This window comes from Meridianimarinicoccus zhengii (assembly GCF_003254465.1).
GTDB classification, from domain to species: domain Bacteria; phylum Pseudomonadota; class Alphaproteobacteria; order Rhodobacterales; family Rhodobacteraceae; genus Meridianimarinicoccus; species Meridianimarinicoccus zhengii.
On the sequence record NZ_QDFI01000047.1, the window covers coordinates 1 to 12,668 of the forward strand.

Consider the following 12,668-nt stretch of genomic DNA (forward strand, 5'->3'; position numbering starts at 1 on the left):
TGGCACGGGACTTCGACCGTCAGGTCGCTGAGCTCCAAGTCCTGATTGCCGTCCTGAACGGCTACACCGCGCTCGGCATACCCGTCACAGAGGCCGTGGGATAAGTCTGTCCGGGGAAAGGGGAACCTCGGCCATCAGCCGATTTGTGCAACAGAGCCAATCCCGGGCCACTTCTCAGGGGAAATCAACACCATCATCAGCGCCGATCCCAAGACAGAATTCCTGTCATTGAAAAGCACCGGTGCGATGTATACAATATGTGTTTAGTTCGTTTGTGTTTGGTTCATCTCGAAAGCCGGACTTGACGACATCCGGCAGGGACAGTTTCGACGGCGACATCAGCTTGGCATCAAATTATGGCCGTGGCATTCAAGAACGATAGGAGCGTTGGATTGCGATCATCGAACAGGAACCAATCCTACGCCCGCGCCGGGTCGCCTGTCACGACCGGGCAGCAGCGACTGTTCGGGCGGATCGACGATGACCTGTGCCCGTCGCACCGAAACCGGACGCGGTGCGCGGGGTCATTGTGCCCGCCGCCCGTTTTTCGGTTTCAGCGGTTAGTGTGATGTCGATTGCAGCCGACGAACGTGAAGGCAGCATCGCGCACAGCGCCCTGTCGGATCGCGTCCACACGCGGTTGACCGAACTCATTCGCAATCGGTCTCTGGCCAGCGGGCAAGTCATCATCGAAATGCGGCTGGCCCAACAACTCGGCGTGTCGCGAACCCCGCTTCGCGAGGCACTCCAGCGCCTTGAAGGCGAAGGGATGATCCAGAAGAACTCCGGCCGCTCTTACATGGTGCGCAGCGTGGATCTTCAGGAGTATCTACAAAGTCTGAAAATGCGCCTGATCGTGGAACCGGAGGCGGGCGCACTGGCCATCGGTCGCATTCCCCCAGCCGAACTGTTGGCGGTTCGCCGCGAGATGGCGTACCTGAACGAACACAGGGACGAACACTCGGAAGCGCACTGGGATTCCGACGATCGGCTTCACCGGCTTTTTGGACGCCATTGCGGGAACGCCGTCATGTTCGGCATTGTCGAACGGCTCCGCGTGACGACGCGCTTGTACGAGATTACGGATATCCATGCACGCGTGGCGTCGGATTTTGCAGAACATTCGGCAATTCTCGATGCTCTGGAGTCAGGAAATCGCGACGACACACGTCATGCGGTGGCCGCGCACATCCGCAGTTTGATTGCCTACTCTTTGGACCAGATAAGCTGACCCGGCGCGCGGCGGTATCAGCCGTGCAGCGGATCGCGGTTCCAGTTCTTGTAGATCAGGTAGCGCGCTTGGCCGTGACCGATCGCGCCGAACCACTGCGGGCAGAACGGCCCCATCCAGATCGCATCCCCGGTATCGACGGGGAACCAGGCGTCCTCCAACCGGTAAATCCCGCCGCCGTTCAGCAGGATTAGACCGTGTTCCATGAAATGCGTCTCGACGTAGGGCAGGCTCGCACCGGGGGCGAAATCCATCACGTTGATTTCCATGTCGAACGCGGTGCCTTCCGGCAACAGTTTCTGTAGCATCAGCCGCGCGTCGCCCTTCATGGGGGTGGCCGTCACCGCGGGGATCGCGCCGAAGAAAGGGGCAGGAGCCGCGATATCCGCCACCCCGCGGTAGCGCCGTTCGAGAACGATCATTGCGGCACCTGCGGTCAGATCCAGGCGACTTGCGCACCCAGCGGGCAAAAAGGCGTAGCCTTCGTCACCCAACACCTGCGTCGGTGCATCGTCGACCCCGATACGGACAGTCCCGTCCTGCCGAAGAACGAAACGCTCGACGTCTTCGGCCGGTCCGGGAATGGTCGTCGTCCGATCCGCCGTCACGAGGAACAGCGCGAAATCGGCACCCAGCGCGGGTGTGACAAGGTGGACCAATCCGCACTCCGGCCAAAGTGGCAGGGTAACCCGTTCGTGGCTATCCTGACTGATGACGGCATAGCGGCGTCCAAAGGCGGAGCGCGTTTCCCCGAAGCTCGTTCTCATCGCGACGTGTCCTCGTTCTTTGTAATTGCGCGACAGAGCGCATCGCGTTCTCCCGGCAGCAACTGCCGCATCGGGCGTTTCACCCGGTCCGACCCAATCCGACCCAGAATCTTCAGCCCCGCCTTCAGACGCGCCGTCGCAAGGTATCCGGGCGCGCGGCGATATATCTCGGCAGCCAGCGGATAGATCCCTTCGTGCAGTTGCCGCGCGAGCTGCCAGTTCTGCGTCTTGGCGGCATCGAACAATCCCGTCACCTGACCGGGAAAAAGCGCGGCGAGCGACACCTGACTGCCGTCGGTGCCAACCTGGTAGCACGCCATCAGATGTTCATCGCCCGATGCCATGACCGCGACGCCGGGCCGTTCAACCTTGATCCGCCGCCACAGTTCTTCATAGGCCGCGACGTCCCATGCGCCTTCCTTGATCCCCGCGACCGCGTCCAGGCTGCAAAGGCGCGACAAGAGTTGCGCGCTGTAGGACAGATGGCCCCAACCAAGAGGCGCTTTGTACAGCACAAGCGGCAAACCACTGGCCGCGGCAATGGCACTGTGATGCTCTATCACGATGGTGTCATCTAGCCCCATTGCCCAGTGGTTGGGCGGAAAGACCAGAATGGCGTCGGCACCGCTCTCGGCTGCGGCAACGGCATCCGACACGGCGGCCGCAGTACTTTCCGCCGTCACCCCGGCCGTGATGAAGCACCCGGAAGGAACGACGTCGAGGACGATGTCGAGGACGCGGCGGCGTTCTTCGGCTGACAACAGATGCCCCTCGCCCGCGTGGCCGTTGACCAGAAGGCCCCGGACAGCCGGCGCTTCCGATACCGCGGTGACGTGACGGGCAAGATCGGCCTCGTGTATCTCGCCGTCCTCGGACATGGGGCAGACGGTTGCAGCGTGGACGCCGGTCAGGGCGGCGATATCCGGCATGTGGGCCGGGGAGGGCGTGAGTATGGTCAATGCTCGGTTCCATTCTTTGTGAAATCGGTCGCGGCTGGCATGTCCTGCACCAGAAGCCTGTCGATCGGGAAAAGCGGCATGTCCGGGACCTGCCCGAGGATCGCTTGTACAAGGCAGTGCGCGATGTAGGGCGCGCTCGTATATCCCGAATGTACCGATCCGCTGACCCACGCACCGGGAACCCCCGGCACAGGACCGACGGCAGGGAGTGCATCGGCCGTCTCAGCCTCGAACCCGGTCCAGCTTCGGACCAGCCGCGTGGCGCGCAGGGCGGGGATGGCGTGCACCGCAAGGCGTGCGTTACCGACGGTGCTTTCGTGGGTCGTTGTGTGATGCCCCGTGTCGCGCGACCCTGTCCCTTGCCAGCCACCGCCGATCACGACCGTCCCATGCGGGAACTGTTTGAGAGACAGCAGACCGCTGGCGATGCCGACCACAGTGCGCATCACCGGTGTCGTTCGTTCGGTGACGGACAGCTGATTCACAAGGGTCCTGATCGGCAGGTGTATGCCCAGCCACGCCAGCATGGGTTCGATCCATACGCCGCCGGTCAGCACGACCTGCCGCGCTGCCACGACCCCGGTTCGGGTCCGCACCGAGAAGCCGGTACCTGTGGGGTCCAGACCCTCCACGGGCGTGTATTCTCGCAGCGCCACCTCCGCCTCCAACAGCGCACGGCGATAGGCCACTCCGGTCAGGTAGGCATTGGCGTAGCCGTCGATCGTGCAATGACTGGCCATGCGCAGGCTCGGGTTCAGGCCCGGTTCGATCCGCGTCGCTTCGGCCGACGACACGAGGCGGATCGGTGCCCCGGCCGTGCGGCGTGCCGCAGCCCGTTCCGCCAGAAGCTGCTCTTCGGCTTCGGTAAAAGCTAGCGATAAACCGTCGCACGCGACGACACCCACATCGTGCCCCAGCCACTCCGGTGCGCGTACCCACATGTCATGGGCCTTCAACGCATACGGGATCAGCGCTGCGCGGGTCATCTGCATGGTCAGCGTGCCAGCGTTGGTTCCCGAAGCTTCCCGTGCAAGCGCGCCCTTGTCCAGCAGAACAACGTCCATTCCTGCGCGTGCCGCGAACAACGCGACGCTGGCACCGTGGATGCCACCACCGATGACGGCAAGATCGTGGGTGATGAAGGTCATAGAGGTGCCGGCTTCGGCACGGGGATGTCCGAATACGCGAACGTCCCGATCAATTGTGCCATCTCGACGGGCCGCACGGGCGCGCGCGGCGTCAGTCGCAAGTCGCGCCCGGCGTCAACGGCCAGCCTCCGCAACACCCCGGCCGCATTGAGCGCGCACATCCGCCCCTGGCAGGGTCCCATGCCCAGCCGGGTGAAATGCTTGAGCTGGTTCAGATCGCACGCACCATCGCCCGATGCGGCGCGAATCTGGTCGACTGTCACGTCCTCGCACCGGCAGATCACCGTATCGCCCCGGATGTCCTGCAGCGAGTCCTCGGGAAACTGCATCAGCCGGCAGGACGCGTCCGCGAACCGCATCAGGCGCTTCAGTTGTCCGCGCGCATGTCGCGACGCGCGGGCGAAATCGGCGGCGCTGAGCGCCCCATGGTCGTGCGCCGCCGCAAGACCGGCGATCCGCCCCTGTGCCGCCGACGGAAAAGCACCGTGGACGCCGGCACCGTCCCCCGCCACGTACAGGCCGGGCACGGAACTACGGCGATCTGCATCGCACAATGTTCGGTACCCGCCACGCAAGGCATCGGCAACCTGCGCCGCGCCGAGCAGACGATGGATTTCATCGGCCGGGGTCAGCCCGTTCCCGACATAAAGCGTGTCGGCCGCAAGACGCGTTTCCTGCCCGCTCGCCCTGTCGCGGACGATCACCGCGTCCAAGGTATCGTCTCCCAGCGCGCGCACGATGTCTGCGCCATGCAGGATCGGCACGCGGGCTGCCACGATCCGGGCCATCCATTTCAGACCTGTCAGCAGCAACCCCGGCGCGGCTGCAAATCCTGACACAGCGGAAAGCCAGTCCCCCCGGCCATTCAGGTCCACGATGGCGCGCGGGGGGACACCCATCGCGCAAGCCTTGGCCGCGACGGCGATCAGAAGCGGCCCTTGCCCGGCGACAATGATGTTGCGGCCGGCAAGTCGGCCTTCGGCTTTCATCATGGCCGTCGCGGCAGCTAGCCCGAACACGCCGGGCGTTGTCCAGCCCGCGAAGGGGCGGACCCGTTCCGTCGCGCCGGTGGCCAGAACCAGCCGCGGTGCCTGGAAACGGGTCGCGCCACGTTCGGATACACAGGACAGGCAAAATCCCGGAACGGCGTCCCACACCTGGGTGCCGGTACGCACTTGCACGCCGGACGCGTCCAGACGGCCGCGCAGGTCGCGGCCACGCGTCTGATCGGCGTCGGAGCGGGTCCGGGCCGCGTGCGTCCGTGGCGCGCGCCAGACCTGGCCGCCTGCCGCTGGCGCTTCGTCAAGCAGCACGACCCTTAGCCCGGCGTGATCGGCCGCAAGCGCGGCCTCGGCCCCCGCCGGGCCGGCCCCAAGCACCAGAAGGTCCGCAAACTCGGTCATGAAATCCCCGATTCGACAGTCTTGCCGCCTGCATCGGTCGCAGTCGTGCTCGAATTTTCGGCAACGCCGCCCATTCCTGCGCCTTCAAGACGAATCTCCATGCCGTCATGAACTTCGGTCTGGCACGCGCGGCGGATCGTGCCGTCGATCATGATCGCGCACTCCTGGCACGCCCCCACCATGCAGAAGGCGCCACGCGGCGCATCCGCGTTGGGACTGCGACGCATCTGATAGAATCCAGCCATCAAGAGTGCCCCCGCGACGGTCTGGCCAGGCAGACACGGCAGACTGCGGCCGTTGACCCGCACCGTGATCGTGCCGCTGGACAGGTCTTTGTTCGGGGGGGTGGTTTCGGGCATCCGAGAAAGTTCTTTACTTGTGTTATATGTGTATACAAACTGAGTGCGGTTCTTACAAGGCTGTTTGCCGGACCCAAGAAGCACTGCAGACACACCAAGAGGGAAACAGAAAATGACGACATTTCTGAAGCGCGCGGTACTGACTGGTGCCGCTCTCGCGATGGCGGCGACGGTCGCAATGACCGGGCCGGCGCAGGCCCGGTCACTGGACGAAATCCTGTCCTCCGGAACCATCAGGGTGGGTGTGAACCCGACGCTGCCGCCCCTGGGACTTTATGACGAGCAAAACAGGATCACGGGTTTCGATGTCGATTTCTCGCAGGCGATCGCCGACATGCTCGGTGTGGAACTGGAGATCGTTCAGGTCGGTTCGCCTGACCGCATACCGTTCGTGTCCACCGGCAAGATCGACATGGTCATGGGGGCGATGACGCGGACACCCGAGCGCGCCAAGATCATCGATTTCACCATCCCCGTGCACACCGAGGTGTTCGGCGTGCTGACCACCGAGGACAAGGACTTCACGGATTGGCGCGAGCTGGACAGCGCGGATGTGACGATGGTGCAGGTGCGTGGGACAACTCCCGTGCAGTTCATCGCCGAGAATCTGCCGAACGCCGAAGTCCTTCTGCTGGACAACTACCCCGATGTGATCCGCGCCATAGCGCAAGGCCGCGGCGACGCGATGCTGGATGTGGTCGATTTCGTCGGCGAACACATGAACAAGCACGATGTGGCGTGGAAGGTCGTCGAAACGCCCGTGGACGTCTACTACTGCTCGCTTGGCGTCGCAAAGAACAGCGCGAACCTGAAAGACTGGCTGAACGTCGCGATCTTTGAACTGCACCGCGACGGCGTGGTCGACGACTTGTGGATGAAGTGGTTCGAGCGCCCGATGCTCACCGACGTCGACATGTCGCCCTGGTTCTGATCCAGCGCTTTTCCACAAGGCCGGACGCGGTGACCCCGTCGCGTCCGGCGGCTTGAGGCTGACATATGGACTACACTCTTCAGTATGGTCAAATCTGGCCATATGTCCCGTACATCGTGTCGGGCGCTTGGCTGAGCCTGCAGATCGCGTTCCTCGCGTTTTGCGGCGGCCTTCTGATCGGCACGGTCTGCGCCGCGATCAAGACATTCGGCGGCAGGCTGACCCGGTGGCTGGTTAATGCCTACGTCGTCTTCTTCATGAACACGCCACAGCTCGTGCAGATATTCTTTCTCTACTTCGCCTTGCCGGACATCGGGATCCTGCTGTCCTCATATATGGCGGTTCTGGTCGGCATGACGCTGAACGCCGGGGCCTATCTGACCGAGATTCAGCGCGCGGGTTTCGAATCCCGCCGCCAGAGCGAGATGGAGGCCGCCGAGGTTCTGGGGTTCACCCGCTTGCAGCAGATCCGATATGTGATCCTGCCCCACGTCGCCAAGGTGCTGTTCCCGCCCCTGTCGAACCACTACATCCTGATGACGCTGGGCACGTCAATGGCCGCCATTTTCGGCGTGGAAGAACTGACGGGCCGCGCCTTCAACGTGAACGCGGAAACGTTCCGCTCTCTCGAGGTGTTTTCTGTCGTTGCGGTCGTCTATGTCGCCGCAACGCTGTTCGCGTCGGTCGTGCTGGCGTTCTTCGGGCGCGTCGCGTTCCGGACGAAGATGCGGATCGTGTGATGGTGGGAATGTTTTCGGAACTGGGTGAACTGCTCACCTACTACAATCTCCTGTTCCTGGCACAAGGTGCGTTGACCACCATCGCGTTGTCGGCATTCGGCTGCATCCTTGGCGGTGCCTTCGGGACGATCCTTGCCGTCACCCGCCTGACCCGAGGATGGCTGACACTGCCGTTTCGGATATTCGCGCTGGTGTTCACGGAATTCTTCCGCCGCGTGCCGTTTCTCGTGACACTGATGCTGTGTTTCTTCGCATTCCAGGTCTCCGGCTTGGACATCTCCACGCTTGCCGTGGCCTGCGTGACCGTCGTTCTCATCGGTACAGCTTTCCTCGCCGAAATCGTCCGCGCAGGATTGCAGTCGGTGCACCCGAACCAGTGGCACGCGGCGGAGGCCATGAACTTCACGCTTCTGCAAACGATCCGCTACGTCGTTCTGCCGCAAGCCTGGACCGTGATCCTGCCACCGGCGTTCGGCTTCTTCATCCTGTTCATCAAGGACAGTGCGCTGGCGTCGCAGATCGGCGTTGTGGAACTGACCTATGTCGGCAAGGTCTTCAACAATCGCGGGTTTTCGGCCGGCGTGTCGTTCGGGGTGATCCTTGTCGTGTACTTCATGCTGTCCTATCCGCTCTCGCGGCTCGGCGCTAAACTGGAGCAAAGACTTGGCTCATCTCGATCTCGATAACGTCAGCGCCGCATATGGTGCCCTGCGGGTTCTGGACGGGATCTCCCTGACCGTGAACCGTGGCGAAACGGTCGGGCTGATCGGTCCGTCCGGGTCCGGCAAAAGCACGGTCCTGCGCGTGTTGACCGGGCTTCTCAAGCCGCAATCCGGGGTCGTCCGCGTGGCGGGGGACACGATCAATTTCGACCGTCCCGCGGAAATCCGCAAGCTGCGCGACCGCACGGCGATCGTGTTCCAGCAGTACAACCTGTTCCAGAACCTGACGGTGCTGGACAATGTCATGATCGCGCCGACAAAGGTGCACCGCCGCAAGCCTGCCGAAGTGCGGCCCGAAGCCGTGCGCCTGCTGGAAAAGGTCGGGCTTGCCGACAAGCTGGACAGCTATCCGGACCAGCTTTCCGGCGGTCAGCAGCAGCGTGTCGCCATCGCGCGCGCCCTGTGCCTGAAGCCCGAGATATTGCTTCTGGACGAGGTGACGGCCGCGCTGGACCCCGAACTCGTCAGCGAGGTCCTGGATACGATCCGCCAACTCGCCGACGAAGGCATGACCATGCTCATCGTCTCGCACGAGATGGGTTTCATCCGGGAAATCAGCGCGCGCGTGGCTTTCATGGCCGAAGGCAAGGTTGTCGAACTGGGCGCGCCCGCCGACATCTTCGACAAACCTGAAAAGGAACGCACACGTGATTTCGTCGGAAAAATCCTTCGCCACTGACACCCTGCCGCCGCCCGCGATGCCCGGTGCCGATCTGCTGGTGGGCGCGGTGGACAACCATGTTCACGCCTGTCCGCATATCAACGGCCGATCGCTGGACGTGATGCAGGCCGTACAGCAGGCCGCATCGGCCGGAATGCGCGGCATGGGTCTGATGGATAATTTCGCCAACTCGTCCGGGCTGGCGGCGCTGGCGAACCGCCATCTCGGCCATCTGGGGGTCGAGGTTTTCGGCGGCCTGATCATGGAGCCGGCAGCCGGCGGCATCAGCGCGGAGAACGTCCGCATCGCGCTGAAACTCGGGTATGGTGCCGCTGGGGATGGCGCGCGGTTCATCTCGCTGCCCACGCACCACACGCGACACACCGCCGTTCTGGAACAACGCGGCGACAGCTACATCGACGGATGCTTGTGTATTCCTGAAAGTGGTCCGCTGCCGGACCCGCTGCCCGAGATTCTCGACTTGATCGCCGCGGCCGACGCAGTTCTGAACACCGGCCACCTGTCCGGGCCCGAAGCGCTGCGCGTGGTGGAAGCCGCCCGTGCCCGTGGTGTGACACGCATCCTCGTTCCGGCCAGCCACTACGACACCATGACGGTCGCCGCGATCGCCGCTGCCGGTGCCCACGTCGAATTTTCCTTCTTCTTCGTGTCGCACGCGACCCAGACCGGGCTGACCCATGTGGATGACGACCGCAACACCGTGCCGCCGGTCAGTGCCCCGCAGATGGCGGAGCTCATCGCCGCCGCACCGCCCGAACAGGTCATCGTCTCCAGCGATTGCGGCGTGTTCCTGTTGCCGCCGCCGGTCGAAGGGCTGCGCGAATTCCTGCTGCTGCTGGAAAGCTGCGGGGTCGCGCGGGCGGATCTGCGCCGCATGGTGGCCGAGACTGCCCCGGCCCTGTTCCGGGTCGGCGGATAATCGTGGCCAGCGACCACGCGCAAACCGTCCTCGGCCCCATACGCCCCGAAGCGCTCGGGGTGACGATGATGCATGAACATGTGCTGTGTGACGTCACGCCCCCCGCGCTTGCGGCATCCGCGCAGGAACGCGTGACCGTCACGCTGGAGAATGTCCACAACATCCGGTTCCACTGGACCCGCCACTACGGCAACCACATCCTCGATGACGAAGACCTGATCTCGCGGGAACTGGGCGACTATCGCGCGGCTGGCGGCGGAACGGTCATCGACCTGACCATCCGTGGCATCGGTCCGAACCCCGCGGGTCTGGCGCGGATCGCACGCAGTTCAGGCGCGAACATCGTGGCCGGGACCGGCTATTACATCGCGGAATTCTGCGCGACCGCGCTTGCCGAAGCATCGACCGACGACATGGCCGCCGCGATGATCCGTGATCTGCGGATCGGTTTCGGCGACACGGGCATCCGGGCCGGCATCATCGGCGAAATCGGGGTGAGCGATCCCTGGCACCCGGACGAAAAGCGCGCGATGACCGCCGCAGCGCTGGCCCAGCAGGAAACCGGTGCCGCGATCACGGTCCATCCGGGGCGCGATCCGGGCTCGCCTCAAGCCGTGCTCTCGCATCTGGTGGCTGTCGGTGCGGACCCGGAGCGTGTGATCATCGGCCATCTGGACCGGACGTTTACCCACCCCGATCAGGCGCTGGCGCTGGCTGACACGGGCTGCGTGCTCGAATGGGACTTCTTCGGGATCGAGAGCAGTTACTATCCGTTTTCGGACCTCGACATGCCGAACGATGCCGGACGCCTCGCGATGATCGCGGCCTTGCTGAAGGTCGGTCTGGGCGACCGGATCCTGATTTCGCAGGACATCTGCACGCTCACACGTCTTCGACGCGGCGGCGGGCACGGGTATGCCCATATCCTGACGGGTGTCGTGCCGGTGATGACGCGCAAGGGGTTCTGCAGCGACGAAATTGACCGCATCCTTGTGCACACACCGCGCCGGATGCTTACGCTTTCGGATTGAATGAACGGATCCGGCCGGTTGGCACCGCCTGCCGGATTTCAGCGTGAGGCCCTAAGACACGTGCATAACGACGTCGCAAACGACGCATATTCTGGGCGGAGGGACGATGCGGGGTGAGGTTCTGGGTGTTGAGCGCCGCCGACGTTGGGACGACGAGGTGAAGCTGGCGATCGTGAGCGCGGTGGGGATCAACGGCGCGACGGTAACCCAGGTGCCGCGACGCCATGAGGTGCCGCGGCAGCAGATCTACGCGTGGCGTCACGAGCTGAAGCGCAAGGGTTTGTGGTCTCCTGATGCTGGTGCACTGTTCCTGCGCGCTGGCATGGTGCCCGCGATGGAGCTGCCCGCTGTGGAGCAACCAGCCGGCCCAGCCGCAGGCCCCGTTGCGTGGGTTGAACTGCGGTTTGCGAAGGGCCGCGTGTTCCGGTTCGAAAGCAACATCGACGATGCGGCGCTGTCCCGCCTGGTTCGCGCAGTGGATGCCGCATGATCGGGCCGGGGACCGGGGGTGCGGGAGTATCTGGCCTGCGGGCGACGGATATCCCCGGCCTGTGCAAAAGTGTGAAATCCGTGACCATCTCCGGCGAAATCCTGCCGCTGGCCTGCTTAGCATCCACGGCGCCATGCTGGTCTTCGAAGCCGAACACAACGCCCTCTCGGCGATCGTCGAGAGCCGGCTGGTGACCGAAATCAAGACCGCGGCGAGATTCCCTTCTCGGCGCCAGTCTACTGGCACGTCCGGACCGCCGGAGCATGCTGATCGTAGGCGCCGGCACCGTAGCGGCCAGCCTGGTCAAGGCCTATGCCGCGCTGTTTGCCGGACTCCGGCGCATCGCGATCTGGGCGCGTCGCCCTCAGCAGGCCGAGGCGCTGGCGGCGGGCTTCTTCGACCTGCCGCAGGAGGTCGTCGCCGCGCCCGATCTCGCCGCGGCCCGCGCCGAGGCCGACATCGTGTCGACGGCGGCGTTGCCGCATGAGCCGGTGAACTTCGTAGAATGGATCAAGCCGGGCACCCACTTCGATCTGATCGGCGCCTACAAAGCCGACTATGGGAGGCCGACGACGCGCTGATCGCCGGGGAGACGCTGTTTGTCGACTCACGCGAGACGACCCTCGGCCACATTGAAGAACTCGACATCCCGATCGCACGGAACGTGATGACGGCGGATAACGTGTGGGCCGATTTCTATGACCTAGTCTCCGGCACCGCGCCGGGGCAGACCTCGGAGTCGGAGATCACCGCCTTCAAGAACGGCGGCGGAGCGCACCTCGCCCTAATAATCGCACGCTACCTTTCGGGCCTCGCAGGAGCGTGAGAGCAGCCTAATGCTCTTGGGGCAGCATGGCACGCGCCCCGAGCTGTAGCAGAATGACATAATATCTCTTCGAATCTCGTGGACATATAAGTCCGCAAGGTGACCCGGTTGATTTTTCACTCCTGTTCGAACTCGGAGGTCTGCAGATTTGTCGCCGAAGCAAGATAATGCGCCAGCTCTTGTCTATTACTACCCGTGCAAGCATTGCCCGCGGCACTGTCCGTTCAGCGATGGTTGTCCGCGCGTTTCTCGCGCCCCTTCAGGTCCCGCACCAGGATGTGTAACTCAGCGACGTGGTAGCCCGTGCCCAAATTCGTCTCAATCCCACCGACATTGTTGAGTGCATTCTGCAGCAGCTTTGGCGCGGGCGCGATCTTGGCCGCGTCCACTTGACGACCCGATAGGGTGGAGGTCGGGTCCCATTTGCGATTGACGGCCCGGGGTCGTGCAGCGTTCCTGA

Annotated in this window: 16 protein-coding genes and 1 pseudogene; 11 read left to right on the forward strand and 6 right to left on the reverse strand. The window is 63.7% G+C overall.

All coding sequences use genetic code 11. The features are described from left to right. Both DDE13_RS14665 and DDE13_RS14670 read left to right on the forward strand, forming a co-directional pair. Positions 1–104 (forward strand): annotated as a pseudogene (locus DDE13_RS14665) (IS5/IS1182 family transposase); the annotation flags it as partial. A gap of 464 nt (positions 105–568) precedes the next feature. Further along, complete coding sequence (locus tag DDE13_RS14670; protein WP_111405041.1) at positions 569–1,231, forward strand: GntR family transcriptional regulator; 663 nt, start codon at positions 569–571, stop codon at positions 1,229–1,231. Positions 1,232–1,248: 17 nt separating this feature from the next. On the opposite strand, the gene allE is transcribed toward DDE13_RS14670, so the two are convergent. Genes allE through DDE13_RS14695 form a run of 5 tightly spaced genes read right to left on the reverse strand, consistent with a single transcriptional unit; the run spans position 1,249 to position 5,867 of the window. Further along, positions 1,249–1,998, reverse strand: a complete 750-nt coding sequence (allE, locus tag DDE13_RS14675; RefSeq protein WP_111405042.1) for a (S)-ureidoglycine aminohydrolase — start codon at positions 1,996–1,998, stop codon at positions 1,249–1,251. Next, on the reverse strand, positions 1,995–2,927 hold the full coding sequence (locus tag DDE13_RS14680) for a dihydrodipicolinate synthase family protein (protein ID WP_111405043.1): 933 nt from the start codon (positions 2,925–2,927) through the stop codon (positions 1,995–1,997). Before DDE13_RS14680 ends, allE begins: the two co-directional genes overlap by 4 nt. Positions 2,928–2,953: 26 nt before the next feature. Beyond that, positions 2,954–4,105: an NAD(P)/FAD-dependent oxidoreductase gene (locus DDE13_RS14685; protein WP_111405044.1), complete on the reverse strand. Its 1,152-nt coding sequence runs from the start codon at positions 4,103–4,105 to the stop codon at positions 2,954–2,956. After that, positions 4,102–5,508: an FAD/NAD(P)-dependent oxidoreductase gene (locus DDE13_RS14690; RefSeq protein WP_111405045.1), complete on the reverse strand. Its 1,407-nt coding sequence runs from the start codon at positions 5,506–5,508 to the stop codon at positions 4,102–4,104. The genes DDE13_RS14685 and DDE13_RS14690 overlap by 4 nt, the downstream gene beginning before the upstream one ends. Continuing rightward, positions 5,505–5,867, reverse strand: a complete 363-nt coding sequence (locus DDE13_RS14695; RefSeq protein ID WP_111405046.1) for a (2Fe-2S)-binding protein — start codon at positions 5,865–5,867, stop codon at positions 5,505–5,507. Before DDE13_RS14695 ends, DDE13_RS14690 begins: the two co-directional genes overlap by 4 nt. A gap of 178 nt (positions 5,868–6,045) precedes the next feature. Here DDE13_RS14695 and DDE13_RS14700 point away from each other — a divergent pair, with 178 nt between their 5' ends. From DDE13_RS14700 to DDE13_RS14740, 9 genes are all read left to right on the forward strand, one after another. Further along, a complete protein-coding gene (locus tag DDE13_RS14700; protein ID WP_222626109.1) occupies positions 6,046–6,798 on the forward strand; it encodes a transporter substrate-binding domain-containing protein in 753 nt (250 codons plus the stop codon). Between the two features lie 65 nt (positions 6,799–6,863). Next, complete coding sequence (locus DDE13_RS14705) at positions 6,864–7,538, forward strand: amino acid ABC transporter permease (protein WP_111405048.1); 675 nt, start codon at positions 6,864–6,866, stop codon at positions 7,536–7,538. Then, positions 7,538–8,224: an amino acid ABC transporter permease gene (locus DDE13_RS14710; protein ID WP_222626110.1), complete on the forward strand. Its 687-nt coding sequence runs from the start codon at positions 7,538–7,540 to the stop codon at positions 8,222–8,224. The genes DDE13_RS14705 and DDE13_RS14710 overlap by 1 nt, the downstream gene beginning before the upstream one ends. Next, a complete protein-coding gene (locus tag DDE13_RS14715) occupies positions 8,202–8,939 on the forward strand; it encodes an amino acid ABC transporter ATP-binding protein (protein WP_111405050.1) in 738 nt (245 codons plus the stop codon). The genes DDE13_RS14710 and DDE13_RS14715 overlap by 23 nt, the downstream gene beginning before the upstream one ends. Next, positions 8,908–9,861, forward strand: a complete 954-nt coding sequence (locus DDE13_RS14720; RefSeq protein WP_162631028.1) for a DUF6282 family protein — start codon at positions 8,908–8,910, stop codon at positions 9,859–9,861. Before DDE13_RS14715 ends, DDE13_RS14720 begins: the two co-directional genes overlap by 32 nt. 2 nt (positions 9,862–9,863) lie before the next feature. Next, positions 9,864–10,892: a phosphotriesterase family protein gene (locus tag DDE13_RS14725; protein WP_111405052.1), complete on the forward strand. Its 1,029-nt coding sequence runs from the start codon at positions 9,864–9,866 to the stop codon at positions 10,890–10,892. A 106-nt stretch (positions 10,893–10,998) separates the two neighbouring features. Beyond that, a complete protein-coding gene (gene tnpA / locus DDE13_RS14730; RefSeq protein WP_111405053.1) occupies positions 10,999–11,382 on the forward strand; it encodes an IS66-like element accessory protein TnpA in 384 nt (127 codons plus the stop codon). Positions 11,383–11,645: 263 nt separating this feature from the next. Further along, positions 11,646–11,963, forward strand: coding sequence for a hypothetical protein (locus DDE13_RS14735; RefSeq protein WP_111405054.1), 318 nt, complete (start codon positions 11,646–11,648; stop codon positions 11,961–11,963). Beyond that, on the forward strand, positions 11,888–12,208 hold the full coding sequence (locus tag DDE13_RS14740) for a hypothetical protein (RefSeq protein ID WP_111405055.1): 321 nt from the start codon (positions 11,888–11,890) through the stop codon (positions 12,206–12,208). Before DDE13_RS14735 ends, DDE13_RS14740 begins: the two co-directional genes overlap by 76 nt. Before the next feature lie 224 nt (positions 12,209–12,432). On the opposite strand, the gene DDE13_RS22940 is transcribed toward DDE13_RS14740, so the two are convergent. Further along, positions 12,433–12,597 carry a hypothetical protein gene (locus tag DDE13_RS22940; RefSeq protein ID WP_162631030.1) on the reverse strand — a complete coding sequence of 55 codons (165 nt, stop codon included), beginning with the start codon at positions 12,595–12,597 and terminating at the stop codon, positions 12,433–12,435. Between the last annotated feature and the right edge of the window lie 71 nt (positions 12,598–12,668).